We start from the raw sequence: 15,985 nt of genomic DNA on the forward strand, positions 1-15,985 counted from the left end.
AGACCCGGCCCAGCACAAATTGCAGGCACGCCCAAAGAATTGACAATGGCGACAGGCGCGATACCGTTCGCATACCAACGAGCGCGGATACGCCATGGCCCCTCCGAGCCCCCTGCTGCTGGACGACGCATTGGCCGCCTTAGGCTCGGGCTCGGCGCGCGTCCTCGCCGGCGGAACCGACCTCTTTGCGGCCGCCGCCGGCCCCCGCCTCGCCGGGCCGGTGGTGGACATCAAGCGCATCCCCGGCATGGCGACAATCGAGGCGGGGGACGCGGGCTGGCGCATCGGCGCCGGCGTCACCTGGTCGCAGCTCGCCGGGACCGAGATGCCGGCCGCGTTCGACGCGCTGAAGGCCGCCGCACGCCAGGTCGGCTCCATCCAGATCCAGAACCGCGCGACGCTCGCCGGCAACCTGTGCAACGCGTCCCCCGCCGCCGACGGCGTGCCGGCCCTCCTGGCGCTCGACGCCGCGGTGGAGATCGCCGGCCCGGACGGCTCGCGCACGCTGCCGCTCGGCGAATTTCTCCTCGGACCGCGGCGGACCGCTCTGGCGCCGGGCGAGATCGTCACCGCCGTCGTCGTGCCGGCGCAACCGGCGGGGGCGGTCGGTGCCTTCGCCAAGCTGGGCGCGCGGCGCTACCTCGTCATCTCCATCGCGATGGTCGCCGTGGTGATCGCCGCCGAAGCCGGTCGCATCACCGCCGCCCGAGTGGCCGTGGGGGCCTGCTCACCGGTCGCGGTGCGTCTCGCCGCGCTCGAAGCCGCACTCCTCGGGGTCACGGTGGACGATGCGCCGGCCGTACCCGTCGCGGCCCACCTCGCCCCGCTGGCACCCATCGACGACGTGCGCGCCGGCGCCGCCTACCGCCGGGAGGCGGCGCTGGTGCTGGTGCGCCGCACGCTGGCCGCGGCCGCCGCCATGCCGGGATCCCGGCCGGGGCGCGCGTCATGAACTTCGCCCGCCCCCACCCCGCCGACACGCCGACGCTGACGCTGAACGGCGCGGCCGTCGCCTTCGACCCGCGCGCGGGCGAACGGCTCTCCGACGCGCTGCGGCGCCTGGGCGCGCTCGATGTGAAGGTCGGCTGCAACGCGGGAGACTGCGGCGCCTGCACCGTGCTGCTCGACGCCGCGCCCGTGTGCGCCTGCCTCGTCCACGCGCAGGAGGCGGAGGGGCGTGTCGTCACCTCCTTGGCGGGCCTGCGCGAGACACCGGAGGTGCGGCGCCTCGCCGACGCCTTCCACCGCAACAATGCGGCGCAATGCGGGATCTGCACCCCCGGCATGCTGGTGAGCGCGGCCGCACTGCTACAGCGCACCGCCACCCCCACGCCCAACGAGGTGGAGGACGCGCTCGCCGGCGTGCTGTGCCGCTGCACCGGCTACCGCGCCATCGTCGATGCCGTCCTCGACGTGGTGCGCGCGCCGCCCGAGGCCGACGGCGTCGGCGCCGGGGTCGCCCGCGTCGACGGACGGGCCAAGGTCGACGGGACCGAGCGCTTCGGCGACGACGTCGCCCCCCCCGGTGCCCTGGCGCTGCGTGTGGTCCGCTCGCCGTTCCCGCGCGCGCGGATCATCCTGGGCGACCGGGGCGATCTCGCCGCGTTCGCCGCCCGCCCCGGCATCGTGGCGGTGCTGACCGCGGCCGACGTCCCCGGTCTCAACCGCTTCGGGGTCATCCCACCGTTCGCCGACCAGCCCGTCTTCGCCGTGGTCGAGGCGCGCTACCGGGGCGAGGCCGTCGCCGCGGTCGTGGGCGAGGCGGACGCCGTCGCGGCCCTCGACCTGGCGGAGGTGCCCGTCACTTTCGAGCGGCTCGTGGACGCTTGCTCGCCCGACGCGGCCGAAGCCCCCGGTGCGCCGATCCTGCACCCCGCCCGCCATGGCAACCTGATGTGCGAAGGGCTGGTGCGCCGCGGCGACGCCGAGGCGGCACTCGCGCGCGCCGCCGTCGTCGCCCACGGGCGGTTCCGTTCCCCCTTCGTGGAGCACGCCTATATCGAGCCGGAAGCGGGCTACGCCGCGGTGGTGGACGGCCGCGTCGAGGTCCACGCCTCGACGCAGGCGCCGGTCATGGACCGTGACGGCCTGGCCGAGATCCTCGGCCTCGCGCCGGAGGCGGTGCGCATCGTACCGACCGCGTGCGGCGGCGGGTTCGGCTCCAAGCTGGACCTCTCCATCCAGCCCTTCCTGGCGATCGCCGCGCTCGGGACCGGCCGGCCGGTCCGCGCCGCCTACACGCGCACCGAATCGATGCAGGCGACCACCAAGCGCCACCCGTCCGACATCGTCTGCCGCATCGGCGCCGCGGCGGACGGCACCATCTGCGGCTTCGACTTCGTCGGCACGTTCGACACCGGCGCCTATGCCAGCTGGGGCCCCACCGTCGCCAACCGCGTGCCGGTGCACGCCTCCGGCCCCTACGCGATCGCGCACTACCGCGCCAGGAGCCGCGCGATCCACACCCACAACCCGCCGTCCGGCGCGTTCCGCGGCTTCGGCGTGCCGCAATCGGCCATCGCCCAGGAGGTGCTGTTCGACGATCTCGCCCTGGCGCTCGGCATGGACCGCCTCGCCTTCCGCCGCCACAACGCGCTCGCCAACGGCGTCGCCACGGTGTGCGGACAGGTGTTCGCGCAAGGGGTCGGCATCGGCGCCTGCTTCGCCGCGCTGGAGCCGCATTGGTCCCGCGCCCTCGGCGAGGCGGGTGGCACCGGGCCGGTGCGCCGCGGCGTCGGCATCGCCGCCGGGTGGTACGGCTGCGGCAACACCTCGATGCCCAACCCGTCGACCATCCGCGCCGGCATCCGCTGCGACGGCACCATCGTCCTCCACCAGGGCGCGGTCGACATCGGCCAGGGCTCCAACACTGTGATCGCGCAGATCTTCGCCACGACGCTCGGCGTGCCGCTGGCGGCGGTCGAGATCGTCGGTCCCGACACCGCCGTGACGCCCGACGCCGGCAAGACCTCCGCCTCCCGTCAGACGTTCGTGTCCGGCAACGCCGCCCGCCTCACGGCGCAGACGCTGCGCGCCGCCGTCCTGCGCCTCGCCAACGCCGGGGACGACGCCCGGATCATCCCCGGCGACGGTCTGGTGGTCGAGGACAGGGGCCGGCGCCAGCGCATCGACCTCGCCGCCACGGACGGCCTCTACGCGCTGGAGGCGGCCGAGACTTACGACCCCCCCACCGCCCCGCTCGACGCCGACGGCCAGGGCGCGCCCTATGCCGTCTACGGCTATGCGGCGCATATGGTGGAGCTCGACGTCGACATGGAACTCGGCACGGTGACGCTGGTGAAGGTGACGGCCGCGCACGACGTGGGCCGCGCGATCAACCCCGTGCTGGTCGACGGGCAGATCCACGGCGGCGTCGCGCAGGGAGCCGGAATGGCGCTGATGGAGGAGTATATCCCCGGCCGCACCGAGAACCTGCACGACTACCTCATCCCCACCATCGGCGACATTCCGCCCATCGAGACGCTCATCGTGGAGGAGCCGGACGCGCATGGCCCGTACGGCGCCAAGGGCCTCGGCGAGCATGCCCTGATCCCGACGGCGCCGGCGATCCTCAACGCCATCCGCCATGCCTCGGGCGCGCGCCTGACCGCGGTGCCGGCGACGCCGGACCGCGTGCTCGCCGCTATCCGCGCCGCCCGCGAGGCCGAGAGAGGCGCCCCATGACCGACGCCGACGCCGCCGCATCTGGCGCCGCCAAACCCGACAAGATCCGCTGCGACGCGTGCCCGGTTCTGTGCTACATCGCCGACGGGCGCACCGGGGCGTGCGACCGCTACGCCAACCACGCCGGCGCCCTCGTCCGGCTCGACCCGCTGACCATCATCGAGGCGGGGACCGACAAGCTCGTCCCGTTCCTGCCCAGGGGCGGAGCGGAGGGTGGGGCGGACGACGCGGCGAACGATTGGGACGGCGACGTGCTGGGCACCGGCCGGACCTTCGTCACCGCCATCGGCGCCGGCACCACCTATCCCGACTACAAGCCCGCCCCCTTCATCATCAGCCAGCCGCTCGGCGGGCCGGGGACGGAGGGGATGGACATGGTCACCGTCGTCACCGAAGGCATCTTCAGCTACTGCGGCGCCAAGGTGAAGATCGACACCGACCGCCACATCGGTCCCGAGCGCGCCTTAGTGCGCGTCGCGGGCGAGCCCATCGGCCACGTCACCACCGGCGAATACGGCTCCAGGATGCTGTCGCTGGGCGGGGTCGAGCACCTCACCGGCGGCACCAAGAAGGAGGGCCGCGTCACCTGCGAGGCGCTACTGGCGCTGTGCAACCGCCAGCCGGTCGAGATGACGGTGGACGACGGCGCCGACCTCGTCGTCACCGCGGGCGAGGCACCCGTCGTCGACGGTGTCACCGAGGCGCGCATGCGTGTCGGTTGCGGCTCGGCCACCATCGGCATGTTCGCCCGGCAGTGGGTCGGCCTCGTCGACGAGGTGGTGGTGGTGGACGACCACATCACCGGCGTCCTCTCCGAGCACCAGTCGGGCAAGCTCCTCGACATGGCGCCCACCGGCATCAAGATCAAAGGCCGCCGCTCCACGCCGGGCCGCTACTTCCAGGTCGCCGATCCCGGCACCGACTGGGGCGGCACCGACATCACCGACCCGCTCGCGATCCTCGGCCCCTTCGACCCGAAGCTCGCCCGCCCCGGCCTCACCCTCCTCATGGTCTCCACCACCGGCGAGCAGTGGGCCTACTTCGTGCTCGACGAGGGGCTGGTGCCGCGACCGGCGCCGCTGCCGGCGAGCCTGCGCGGCGTGGTCGAGCGGATCGCGGAAAATTGCGAGCCGGCTGTGGCCTCGGTGCTTTTCATGGGCGGCGCGGGCGGTTCGCTGCGCGCCGGCGTCACCCGGAATCCGATCGCCCTCACCCGTTCGGTGCGCGAGGCGCTGACGCGGGTGACATGCGGGGGTGCACCGGCGTACCTTTGGCCCGGCGGTGGCATCACGTTCATGGTCGACGTGATGGAGATGCCGACGAACGCGTTCGGCTCGGTGCCGACGCCGGCACTCGTCGCGCCGATCGAGTTCACCATGTCCGCGGCGGACTACCGTGCGCTGGGCGGTCATGTGGACGAGGTGCGGGACATCGCCGATGTTATCCGTAGTGCGCAGGCTCAAGGCCTCCGCACGGTGCCGGCCGGCGACGGTCGACCCCGCACCAGAAGAGGAAAGGCCGCATGATGACCGACCCCACCGCAGCGCTCCTTCCCGACGGCCGCCTCCACCTCCAACACGGCCCGATCGACGTGATCGTCTCGGCCGACGGCAGCGAAGCGGCGGTCGAGGCCGCCTTCACCGCCGCCGCCGGACGCTTCGCCACCGTGCTGACCGAGATCGTCGAGGAGCTGGCCGAGCTGCGCCGCCCGGCCGACCCCGAGACGGAGATGGAGGGCCTCGTCTCCTCGCGCATGGCGCGGGCGGTCCGGCTCCACGCGGCCGACACCTTCATCACCCCGATGGCCGCCGTCGCCGGCGCCGTGGCCGACGAGATCCTCGACACCATGACCGCCTCGGCGCCGTTGACGCGCGCCTTCGTCAACAACGGTGGCGACATCGCCGTCCACCTCTCCGGCGGGCAGGTGGCGCACGCCAAGATTTCCGCCCACGACAACACCCACCTCGGCACCGTGCAGCTGAAAGCGGGCGATGGGATCGGCGGCATCGCCACCTCCGGCCGCTCCGGCCGCAGCCTGTCGCTCGGCATCGCCGATTCGGTGACCGTGCTCGCCGCCAGCGCCGCCGAGGCCGACGCCGCGGCGACACTGCTGGCCAACGCGGTCGACCTCCCCGGCCACCCGGCGATCGAGCGGGCGCCGGCCGACACCATGGACCCCGACAGCGACCTCGGCTCGCGTCTGGTGACGACCGGGTGCGGCCGCCTCAGCGAGGCGGACAAGACCCTCGCCATCGGCCGCGGCGCGCGTCTGGCGCGGCAGATGCTGGCCGACGGGACGATCCGCGGTGTCGCCTTCTACCTGCAGGGGCAGGCGCGTTCACTGGGGTGGGGCGAGAGCATCACCCGCGACACCGCCGCCGACGACCGCGAGGACTAGGCCCGGTGCCCGGCGCGCCGCGCATCGTCCGCCCGGCCGAGTGGGCCCGCCCCGGCTGGTCGCCCGAGACCGTGGCGACCGACGGTGCCTGGCGTGGCGAGATCCCCGGCGCGGCGCTCGGCGCCGACGTCACCGTCCTTTTCTACGCCACCGGCGAGGTGGGCGACGGACCGCCTTGGCACGTCCACTCCTATGGCGAGATCTTCATCGTGCGGGAGGGCCGCGCGCGGTTCACCATCGGCGACATGGTGGTCGACGCCGGCCCCGGCGACGTGCTCTTCGGCCCGGCGAACGTGCCGCACACCTTCCGCAACCTCGGCCCCGGCCGCCTCGCCACCACCGACATCCATCTCGCGCCCGAGCGCACTCAGACCAACCTCGACGAAGCGACCCTCCCCGCCGCCGGACACGTCCCGAGGGCGCCGGCGGCACGCCGCGAACCCGCCGCGTGACGCGCTCCGGGCGGCGGCGCAAATCACCGTGTGGCGTCAGCCCCCCGCGCACGTTGCTTGTCGTGCCCGGTCAACCGTTTAAGACTTCGCTCAATGGCGAAGACCCCCTTCGCTGATCCGACGAGAGGACATCCATGCTCACGCGTCGCGCAACCGTTCGCGCCGGCATCGCCGCGCTCGCCCTCGCCCTCGCCCCCACCGCCTTCGCGCCCCACGCCGCGGCGCAGGACGGGGCACCGATCAAGATCGGCGAGATCAACTCGTACACCCGCATGGCCGCCTTCACCGAGCCATACAAGAAAGGCTGGGAACTCGCCCTCGAGGAGATCAACGCGGCCGGCGGCATCAACGGACGCCCGCTGGAGGTCCTGTCGCGTGACGACACCGGCGACCCGGCGACCGCCATCCGCATCGCCGACGAGCTGGTGAACCGCGACAAGGTGGTGATGATCTTCGGCACCTTCCTGTCCAACATCGGCCTCGCGGTGTCCGACTTCGCCAACCAGAGCCAGACGCTGTTCCTCGCCTCCGAACCGCTGACGGACGCGCTGATCTGGTCCAAGGGCAACCGCTACACCTACCGTCTGCGCCCCGGCACGACGATGCAGGCCGCCATGCTCGCCGAGCAGGCCGCCAAGACCGACGCCGTGAAGTGGGTGACGATCGCCCCCAACTACGCCTACGGCACCGACGCGGTGGAGGCCTTCAAGCGCGAGCTGACCAAGCTGAAGCCGGAAGTCGAGTTCGTCGAGGAGCAGTGGCCGACCCTCTTCAAGATCGACGCCGGTTCGGCCGTGCGCGCGCTGGAGCAGGCCAAGCCGGACGGCATCTACAACGTCACCTTCGGCGGCGACCTCGCCAAGTTCGTGCGCGAGGGCTCGCTGCGCGGCCTGTTCGACGACCGCGTCGTGGTCTCGCTCCTGTCGGGTGAGCCGGAGTACCTGGAGCCGCTCGGCGGCGAGGCGCCCGAGGGCTGGATCGTCACCGGCTATCCGGGCTTCGACGTCGACACGCCCGAGCACAAGGCCTTCGCCGACGCGTACGAGGCGAAATGGGGCGAAGAGCCGAAGACCGGATCCATCGTCGGCTACAACTCGATGATGACGATCAAGGCGCTGCTGGAGACCGCCCGGTCGATGCAGACCGACGCCCTGCTGGAAACCATGGAAGGCCTGCGCGTCGACAGCCCCACCGGCCCGTTCCTCTACCGCCCGGTCGACAATCAGGCCACCATGGGCGCCTATGTCGGCAAGACCGGCCTGGTCGACGGCAAGCCGCGCATGGTCGACTGGCACTACGCCGCGGGCGAGGCCTACCTGCCCTCCGAGGCCGACGCGCTGAAGCTGCGCCCGGACAGCCAGTAAGCGCAGCCGAACCGCAAGCGCAGCCGGACCGCCGCCCGTGGCCACCCCGCCCCCCACGCTCGCACCGCGCACTCGCGCCGCGGCCCTCGCGCCGCGGCGCCCCGCGTCCGGCCGCCCCTCGACGCCGGTCACGGGGCGGGTGACGAACCGGGCGACGGCGGCGGGCGTCTCGGCCGCCGCCTGGCCGGGGGGCGGCCGCCCGCGGGTCCGGCGGCGCGCACGCAGCACCAGCCAAGGAGCGACCTCCCCCGCATGATGGGCTTCTACTTCGCCCAGCTCCTCACCGGGCTCGCGAACGCCTCCTCCCTGTTCCTCATCGCCTCCGGCCTCTCGATCATCTTCGGCGTGACGCGCGTGGTGAACTTCGCGCACGGCTCGCTCTACATGCTCGGCGCCTACATGGCGTACACGCTGGTCACCACGCTGCCGGGCGTCTTCGGCTTCTGGACGGGCGTTCTCTTGGCGGCCGCCGGAACCGCCGTCGTCGGCGCGGCGATCGAGATCCTCATCCTGCGGCGGATCTACAATTCGCCCGAGCTGTTCCAGCTCGTCGCGACGTTCGGCGTCGTCCTCATCGTGCAGGACGCGGCGCTGCACATCTGGGGCTCGGAAGACCTCCTCGGCCCGCGCGCGCCGATGCTCGACCGCGCGGTGCGCATCTTCGGCGAACCGATCCCCGAGTACGACCTCGCCCTCATCGTCATCGGCCCGCTGGTGCTGGGGCTCATCTGGCTGCTCTTCCACCGCACCCGCTGGGGCGTCCTGGTGCGCGCGGCGACGCAGGACCGCGAGATGGTCGGCGCGCTGGGCGTCAACCAACGGCTCCTCTTCACCTCCACCTTCATGGTCGGCTCCTTTCTCGCCGGGCTCGGCGGCGCGCTGCAGGTGCCGCGCGAGTCGGTCAACCTCCTGATGGACCTCAACATCATCGGCGAGGCCTTCGTAGTGGTGGTGATCGGCGGCATGGGCTCGGTCACCGGCGCGTTCGTCGCCGCGGTGATCATCTCGGTCGCCAATGCGTTCGGCGTGCTGGTCTTCCCGCAGATCTCGATGGTGCTGCCCTTCCTCGTCATGGCCATCGTCCTGGTGGTCCGGCCCTACGGCCTCTTCGGCACGCCAGCCTCGGCCCACGGCGCCACCGTGCCGGAGGCGCCGCTGCGGGCGATGCCCCCCGCGGGCATCGCCCTGTGTGCCGCGGCCGTCGTCGCCGCGGCGCTGCTGCCGCTGGTGGACGACGGGTTCCTTCTCGTCCTCGCGATCGACCTCCTGGTGGCGATGCTCTTCGCCGCCAGCCTCCACTTCCTGATGGGCGTCGGCGGCATGGTCTCCTTCGGCCACGCGGCCTATTTCGGCCTCGGCGCCTATGCCGCGGCGCTCGCGGTGCGCGTGCTCGACCTCCCCATGCTGGCCGCGATGGCGTTCGGCCCGCTGGCGGCCGCGCTCGGGGCGATGGTGTTCGGCTGGTTCTGCGTGCGTCTGTCGGGCGTCTACCTCGCCATGTTGACGCTCGCCGCGGCGCAGATCCTGTGGGGCGTCACCTTCCAGTGGCAGAGCGTCACCGGCGGCGACGACGGGATCCTCGGCGTCTGGCCGGCGCGCTGGGCGTCGGACCGCGCGGTCTATTTCTACCTCGCCCTCGTCGTCTGCGGCGCGGGGCTCCTGCTGATCCGCCGCATCGCCCACTCGCCGTTCGGCTACGTCCTGCGCGGCGGGCGCGATTCGGCGCTGCGGGCCGAGGCGATCGGCATCGACCTCACCGCCCACCAGTGGCTCGGCTTCATCCTCGCCGGCACGCTGGCGGGGGTCGCGGGCGCGGTCTTCGTCTTCTCCAAGGGCAGCGTCTTTCCCGATACGCTCGCCATCGGCCAATCCATAGACGGGCTTATCATGGTGCTTCTGGGCGGCGTGCAGTCCCTGCTCGGCCCCGTCTTCGGCGCCGCCGCCTTCGTCCTCATCGAGGATTGGGTGACCCGGCTCGACTACTGGCGCGCCATCTTCGGCGCCATCATCCTCCTCATCGTCCTCGTCGCGCCGGACGGGATCGCGGGCGCCCTCGGCCGCCTCGCCGGCCTGCTCCGCCTCCGGAGGCCGGCATGAGCGTCCTCGCCGTCACCGGCCTCACCAAGCGGTTCGGCGGCCTCACCGCCGTCTCGGACGTCACGTTCGCGCTGGCGCCGGGCGAGTTCCTGGCCCTGATCGGCCCCAACGGCGCCGGCAAGACGACGTGTTTCAACATGCTGAACGGCTACATCAAGCCCGACGCCGGCACCGTCGCGCTGGAGGGCCGCTCCATCGGCGGACTCGCCCCGCGTACCGTGTGGCGGCTCGGCGTCGGCCGCACGTTCCAGATCACGCAGACCTTCTCGTCGATGACTGTCGCCGAGAACGTGCAGATGGCGCTGATCTCGCACCACAAACGCACGCTCTCGATGTTCGCCCGCGCCACGAGCCTCTACCGCGCCGAGGCGGACGCCCTGCTCGAGCGCGTCGGCATGGCCCGGCACGCCGACCGCGGCGCCAATACACTGGCCTACGGCGACCTGAAGCGCCTGGAACTCGCCGTCGCTCTCGCCCACCGGCCCAAAGTGCTCCTGATGGACGAGCCGACCGCCGGCATGGCACCCGCCGAGCGCACCGCGCTGATGGCGCTGACGGGCGAGATCGTCGCCACCGAGGGCGTCAGCGTGCTGTTCACCGAGCACGACATGGACGTCGTCTTCGCCCACGCGCACCGCGTCCTGGTCCTCAACCGCGGCGAACTGATCGCCGAGGGGACGGGCGCCGAGATCCGGGCCGACCGAACCGTGCAGGAGGTCTATCTCGGCGGCGGCACGGTCATGGCCCCACCCACCACCGGCGCAGCCCCGTGAGGTCCGCAGCATGAGCCCCGAATTCCTCGTCCTGTCGCTCGTCGTCGTGCTGATGCCGGGGACCGGCGTTCTCTACACGGTGGCGATCGGTCTGGGTCGCGGCTTCGGGGGCAGCGTGCTGGCGGCGGCGGGCTGCACATTGGGGATCGTGCCGCACCTGGTGGCGAGCCTCGTGGGGCTGGCGGCGGTGCTGCACACCAGCGCGGTGGCGTTCCAGGCGGTGAAATATGCCGGCGTTCTCTACCTCCTCTTCATGGCGTGGAGCGTCTTGCGCTCCGGCGATCGGTTGGAGCTGGCGCGGCGGGACGCCGTCTCGGCGGCGCGCACCATCCGCGACGGGGTGCTCCTCAACGTCCTGAACCCCAAGCTGTCGATCTTCTTCCTGGCCTTCCTGCCGCAGTTCGTCCCCGCCGGCGCGGCTGACCCGGCGCTGGCGATGCTGCCGCTCGCCGCCACCTTCATGGCGATGACCTTCGTCGTCTTCGTCGTGTACGGCGCGCTCGCCGCGGCCGCGCGAACCGCGGTGCTGGAGCGCCCGGCGGTCATGCGATGGGCACGGCGGGTGTTCGCCGGCACCTTCGCCGCGCTCGGCGTGCAGCTCGCCTTGTCGGAGCGCTGACCGCGATGCTCGAGGTCGACCGCATCAACACCTTCTACGGCGGCGCGCATATCCTGCGCGACGTGTCCTTCGGCGTCGGAGCGCGCGAGGTGGTGGCGCTGCTGGGCCGCAACGGTGCCGGCAAGTCCACCACGATCCGCTCCGTCATGGGACTGACCCGGCCCCGCTCCGGTGCCGTCCGCTTCGACGGGACGACCATCACCGGCTGGGCCCCCTACCGCGCTTGCCGGCTCGGCCTCGGCTTCGTGCCGGAGGACCGGCGGGTGTTCCGCGAGCTGACGGTGCTGGAGAACCTCGAGGTCGGCCGCCGACCGCCGCGCACGGGCGCCCCGGCCTGGACCGCCGAGGGCCTCTTCGAGCTCTTCCCCAACCTGGCCGAGCGGCGCGCCACGGCGGCCGGACGCCTGTCGGGCGGCGAGCAGCAGATGCTGACCATCGCGCGCACCCTCGTCGGCAACCCGCGACTCATCTTGCTGGACGAGCCGTCCGAGGGGATCTCGCCGCTCATCGTCGAGCAGATGGCGCGGGTGATCCTCGAGATGAAGTCGAGCGGGCTGGCGGTGCTCCTGTCGGAACAAAACCTTCATTTCGCCCGCCTGGTGGCCGATCGTGCCGTCATCATCGAGAAGGGCGAGGTCCGGTTCCGCGGCACCTTCGCCCAGCTCGACGCAGAACCCGCCATTGCCCGCGAGACCCTGGCCGTATGAGCGACGAGAGGCCCTACGTTCTGGACGACCAGATCGGCTACCTCATGCGGTTGGCCACCCAGCGCCACACCGCGATTTTCCAGGACCGGATGAACGAGGGTCTGACGCCGACGCAGTTCAGCCTGCTCACCCGCCTCGCCGAGGTCGGGCCCAGCTCGCAGAACCATCTCGGCCGCCTCGCCGCGCTCGACGTCGCCACGGTCAAGGGCGTCGTCGACCGGCTGACCGCGAAGGGCCTCGTCGTCGTCTCGCCCGACCCGCGAGACGGGCGGCTGCGCATCGTCTCTTTGTCCCCCCGCGGCGAGGCGCTGATCCCGCAGCTGCGCGAGCGCGGGCACGAGATCACCGAGGATACGCTCAAGCCGCTCACCAGTCGCGAACGCGAGACCATCGTGCGCCTCCTGCGCAAGCTGACCTGAGGCGCTGCCCTTCCCGCCCGCGATCGCCTATCATCACACCAACACCGCGACGTCGACGCGCGGACGACAGACACGATCCGGGAGCGCCCTCATGAACCGATTGACCCTTTTCGCCCTGCTGCTGGCACCCCTCGCCGGGAGCCTCCCCGCCGGCGCCCAGGACGGCCCCTCGTTCGACTGTGCCGCCGCCTCGAGCGAGGCCGAGACGCTGGTGTGCGACAACCCGGACCTTGCCGCGCTGGACCGCCGCGTCGCGTCCGCCTACTCCGCTTCGCTCGACGCGCTGAAGGACGCCGGGGACGCGGCCGAGAAGGAGCTGCGCGCCGAGCAACGCGGCTGGCTCTCCGGCCGCGACGACTGCTGGAAGGCCGGCGACGTCTCCGCCTGCGTCGCGGACGCCTACGAGCGACGCGAGTCGGAGCTGATCGCGCGTTACATGCTGCAAAAGCCGTTCAACACCGTCTCTTGGACGTGCGCCGACAACCCCGCGAACGAGATCGTCACCGCCTTCTTCGACACGCCGGTCGACACCGTTCGCATCGAGCGTGGCGACACGGTGGACATCGGTTTCATCGCCCGCTCCGGCTCCGGGTCGAAGTACGACGCCAGCCACGGGCGGTGGATCTGGCTCAAGGGCGACACCGCCCGTTACCGCGAGGCCGATCCCGACGGGTCCGAGATCGACTGCACCGAGAATAAGTAGCGCCGGCGGGCGAGCGGCCCTCGCGGGAGGCCGCCAAGTCGCGGCGGCCTCTGCGCCGTGGGCTCAGTGGGACATCAGCAGCGGGCGGTCGGCATCGTCCATCAGGTCGCGGGTGACGCCGCCGAGGATGATCTCCGTCAAGCGCGAGTGGCCGTAGGCGCCGGAGACGACGAGGTCGGCCTCCATCTCCGCAGCGTGGCGCAAGATCGCGGTGGCGATGGAGCGGTCCTGGCGCGGGATCGCGTCGACCGAGACCGGCAACCCGTGGCGAGCGAGCATGGTGGCGAGGTCGGCGCCCGGTTCCTCGCCGTGTCCGGCCGGACCGACGCGCGGGTCGACGCAGACGATGTGCACGTCCTTCGCCGCCACCAGCAGGTCGAGCGCGTCGTGCACCGCGTGCACCGCCTCCGCCCCCGGATACCAGGCGACGGCGACCCGGGTGCCGAGGTTGGCCAGCGAGGCGCCCGGCGGCACGATCAGCACCGGGCGGCCACTGTCGAACAGGGTCGCGTCGACCAGGCTGTGCCAGTCGTAATCGTCGAGGTCGCGCAGGAAGACGGTGAGGTCGGCGTAGCGGGCCTGGCGGGCGAAGGTCTTGCCCACCTCGCCCGACGGCACCACCACGGCGCGGGTCTCGTAGGAGACGCCGGTCCGGGCGAGCCGCTCGCCGGCGAAGGTCGCGCGGGCCTCGACCTCGGCGCGCGTGTCGGCGAGGTCCGCGGCGTAGACGTCCGGCGGGATGTCGGGCAGGCCGGCATAGGCGAGCGTGGGCGTCGCGGCGACGGCGAGCGCCACGACGTGCGCCCCGTGCGTGGCCGCGAGCGCCGCGACTTCGGACAGGAGCGAGGCGCCGGCCTCGCTATCCTCGGCCTGGACGAGGATCGTTTTCACTGCTGTCATGGTAGCCTCCAAGACGGACCGCCGCTGCGAGCGCGCGGCGTTTCGAGCGGGCCGCGTCGGACCGTCGGCTCGAACGAACCGAATGCTACAGCCTCGTCCGACGACGGCTTTGATGTCCATCAACGCAGCGTCGCAGACGACGATATTTCTTGGTGGCCGCGCGACGACTGCTACATCAGATTGCCGCATGCGGCGCGTATTCAACCAGAGGACATTGCCCGAAGGGCATCCGAACGCGGAGGAGAGAGAGCGATGCGACACCATGGCGAAGTCTTGGCTCCCGCCCTGCCCAATCTGCCGGTGATGACGCCGAGCGAGCCGGTCGAGGCCGCGACGCGCACCGCCTGCCAGCTCACGAGCGAGCTGACGCGCGAGACCGCCCGGTTCCTGAGCCTTCGGCTCCAGCGCTACGCCGACCTGGAGCTGCGGCTGGCGCGCAGCTCCGGCCCGATGGCACCGATGGACGTCTTCATGGACTTCTCGCGCCAGACGATGCTCGACTATACGCGCGAGCTGGAGCGCCTGCCCTTCCTCTGGAGCCGCATGTCCGAGGACGCGTTGCTGGCGATGGATGCCCCGCGCGGCACCGGCAGGCCGCCGGCGATCGAGTAGCGCGCGGCACCCGCGACGGCGGGACGACCGCCGGGCAGCCGGGCGCCAGCGCGCCGGGGGACGCCTGAAGGGCGGCGCGGGATCAGTCGCCGATCGGCCGGTCGGCGTCGGACATTCCCAGTGCGCTGAGGCTCTGGCGGATCCGGCGCAGGCCCTCCAGGACCTCCGGGCCGCGCACTGATGCGACCGACGTGGCGAGGACGTCCACCACGGTCAGCATGGCGTAGCGCGCGGGGCTCGGGCGGGTGATCTGGCCGTCGCTCGGGATGCTGAAGCCCAGCAGGATCTCGCTTTCGCGCGCCAGGGCCGACTGCGGATTGGTGATGGCGATCGTCGTCGCCCCGTAGGCGCGGGCGATGCGTGTCGCCTCCACCACCGAGCGCACCGAGCCCGAGCTGGACAGCGCCACCACCGTCGTCCCTTCCTGCGCCACCGCGGCGACCATGCGCTGCATCTGTCCGTCGGTGTGGGCGGCGACGGGCACGGCGAGGCGGAAGAGCCGGTTCTGCAACTCCACCGCCCCCATCGAGGACAGGCCGCCGGACCCGAACGTCACCACATGGCGCGCGCCGGAGATCGCCAGCGCGGCGCGGGCGACGAGGCTCATGTCGAGCGCGGCGACGGTGCGCTCGATGGCCGCCGTCGCGCCGTCGCGCACCAGGGTGAGGATGTGCTCGTCGTCCGGGCTGCGCTGCACCGGCTCGGGGAACATGGTGAACCCGCCGACGGCCACCACCTGCGCCAGCCGCAGCTTGAAATCACGCAAGCCCTCGCAGTTGAGGGCGCGGCAGAAGCGGGTGACGGTGGGCTCGGACACGCCGGCCTGTGCGGCGAGGGTCTGGATCGGCGCCTCGGACGCGTCGCTCGGCCGGTCGAGCACGATCTGGGCGAGGCGCATCTCGGCCGGGCTGCCAGCCTGGGCGAGGTGGCGCAGGCGTGCCACCATGTCGATCGTGCGCGGTCCGTCCAAGGTGCCCCCTCTCGGTCGGCGCTCGGCCAGCGTGGCGCGCCCGCCGCCACGCACCGGGGCGCAGCGTGAGGACACAAGAGGCGCAGCGTGGCCGCGCCCATGTCAGTTTGCAACATGAATTGCGCGCCGCTCGCCGCCCAGACGGTAAGCATCCGGACCAAAACTGAGCCAAATGCAGGAAAGTTACACATGGCGTCTTGCGGGACGCCACACCCCGCTTCTACGCTGCTGCAACCCATCGGCCGACCCGGCGGGGCTGGCCGCGTGCGTGCTCCGGCCACCCGTGC

15 protein-coding genes are annotated in these 15,985 nt (G+C 72.1%); 13 read left to right on the plus strand and 2 right to left on the minus strand.

Features of this window, described 5'->3' with window-relative positions; genetic code table 11:
* Window positions 1-94 precede the first annotated feature (94 nt).
* The 12 genes from MRB58_RS02480 (at window position 95) to MRB58_RS02535 (ending at window position 13,216) form a co-directional block, all read left to right on the plus strand.
* The gene (locus MRB58_RS02480) at window positions 95-952 is read left to right on the plus strand and encodes a xanthine dehydrogenase family protein subunit M (protein ID WP_244780083.1); all 858 of its coding nucleotides are present in this window, start codon (window positions 95-97) and stop codon (window positions 950-952) included.
* The gene (locus tag MRB58_RS02485; protein ID WP_244780084.1) at window positions 949-3,684 is read left to right on the plus strand and encodes a molybdopterin cofactor-binding domain-containing protein; all 2,736 of its coding nucleotides are present in this window, start codon (window positions 949-951) and stop codon (window positions 3,682-3,684) included. The genes MRB58_RS02480 and MRB58_RS02485 overlap by 4 nt, the downstream gene beginning before the upstream one ends.
* Window positions 3,681-5,210, plus strand: coding sequence for a 6-hydroxynicotinate reductase (locus MRB58_RS02490; protein ID WP_244780085.1), 1,530 nt, complete (start codon window positions 3,681-3,683; stop codon window positions 5,208-5,210). Before MRB58_RS02485 ends, MRB58_RS02490 begins: the two co-directional genes overlap by 4 nt.
* On the plus strand, window positions 5,207-6,082 hold the full coding sequence (locus tag MRB58_RS02495) for a UPF0280 family protein (RefSeq protein WP_244780087.1): 876 nt from the start codon (window positions 5,207-5,209) through the stop codon (window positions 6,080-6,082). Before MRB58_RS02490 ends, MRB58_RS02495 begins: the two co-directional genes overlap by 4 nt.
* Before the next feature lie 5 nt (window positions 6,083-6,087).
* Entirely contained in the window at window positions 6,088-6,534 is a 447-nt protein-coding gene (locus MRB58_RS02500; RefSeq protein ID WP_244780093.1) for a cupin domain-containing protein, read from the plus strand.
* Between the two features lie 134 nt (window positions 6,535-6,668).
* Complete coding sequence (locus MRB58_RS02505; protein WP_244780095.1) at window positions 6,669-7,898, plus strand: ABC transporter substrate-binding protein; 1,230 nt, start codon at window positions 6,669-6,671, stop codon at window positions 7,896-7,898.
* A gap of 255 nt (window positions 7,899-8,153) precedes the next feature.
* Window positions 8,154-9,995: an ABC transporter permease gene (locus MRB58_RS02510; protein ID WP_371747271.1), complete on the plus strand. Its 1,842-nt coding sequence runs from the start codon at window positions 8,154-8,156 to the stop codon at window positions 9,993-9,995.
* Window positions 9,992-10,768: an ABC transporter ATP-binding protein gene (locus tag MRB58_RS02515; RefSeq protein ID WP_244780097.1), complete on the plus strand. Its 777-nt coding sequence runs from the start codon at window positions 9,992-9,994 to the stop codon at window positions 10,766-10,768. The genes MRB58_RS02510 and MRB58_RS02515 overlap by 4 nt, the downstream gene beginning before the upstream one ends.
* A 10-nt stretch (window positions 10,769-10,778) precedes the next feature.
* Entirely contained in the window at window positions 10,779-11,387 is a 609-nt protein-coding gene (locus MRB58_RS02520) for a LysE family translocator (protein ID WP_244780099.1), read from the plus strand.
* 5 nt (window positions 11,388-11,392) lie between these two features.
* Window positions 11,393-12,094: an ABC transporter ATP-binding protein gene (locus MRB58_RS02525; RefSeq protein ID WP_244780100.1), complete on the plus strand. Its 702-nt coding sequence runs from the start codon at window positions 11,393-11,395 to the stop codon at window positions 12,092-12,094.
* The gene (locus MRB58_RS02530; protein ID WP_244780103.1) at window positions 12,091-12,513 is read left to right on the plus strand and encodes a MarR family winged helix-turn-helix transcriptional regulator; all 423 of its coding nucleotides are present in this window, start codon (window positions 12,091-12,093) and stop codon (window positions 12,511-12,513) included. Before MRB58_RS02525 ends, MRB58_RS02530 begins: the two co-directional genes overlap by 4 nt.
* A gap of 91 nt (window positions 12,514-12,604) precedes the next feature.
* Complete coding sequence (locus tag MRB58_RS02535) at window positions 12,605-13,216, plus strand: MliC family protein (protein ID WP_244780104.1); 612 nt, start codon at window positions 12,605-12,607, stop codon at window positions 13,214-13,216.
* 63 nt (window positions 13,217-13,279) lie between these two features.
* Here MRB58_RS02535 and MRB58_RS02540 read toward each other — a convergent pair whose 3' ends face one another.
* Entirely contained in the window at window positions 13,280-14,116 is an 837-nt protein-coding gene (locus MRB58_RS02540) for a universal stress protein (RefSeq protein ID WP_244780105.1), read from the minus strand.
* A 252-nt stretch (window positions 14,117-14,368) separates the two neighbouring features.
* Here MRB58_RS02540 and MRB58_RS02545 point away from each other — a divergent pair, with 252 nt between their 5' ends.
* On the plus strand, window positions 14,369-14,728 hold the full coding sequence (locus tag MRB58_RS02545) for a hypothetical protein (protein WP_244780107.1): 360 nt from the start codon (window positions 14,369-14,371) through the stop codon (window positions 14,726-14,728).
* A gap of 82 nt (window positions 14,729-14,810) precedes the next feature.
* Here MRB58_RS02545 and MRB58_RS02550 read toward each other — a convergent pair whose 3' ends face one another.
* Window positions 14,811-15,698: a MurR/RpiR family transcriptional regulator gene (locus MRB58_RS02550; RefSeq protein ID WP_371747225.1), complete on the minus strand. Its 888-nt coding sequence runs from the start codon at window positions 15,696-15,698 to the stop codon at window positions 14,811-14,813.
* Between the last annotated feature and the right edge of the window lie 287 nt (window positions 15,699-15,985).

Source organism: Acuticoccus sp. I52.16.1 (genome assembly GCF_022865125.1).
GTDB lineage: Bacteria > Pseudomonadota > Alphaproteobacteria > Rhizobiales > Amorphaceae > Acuticoccus.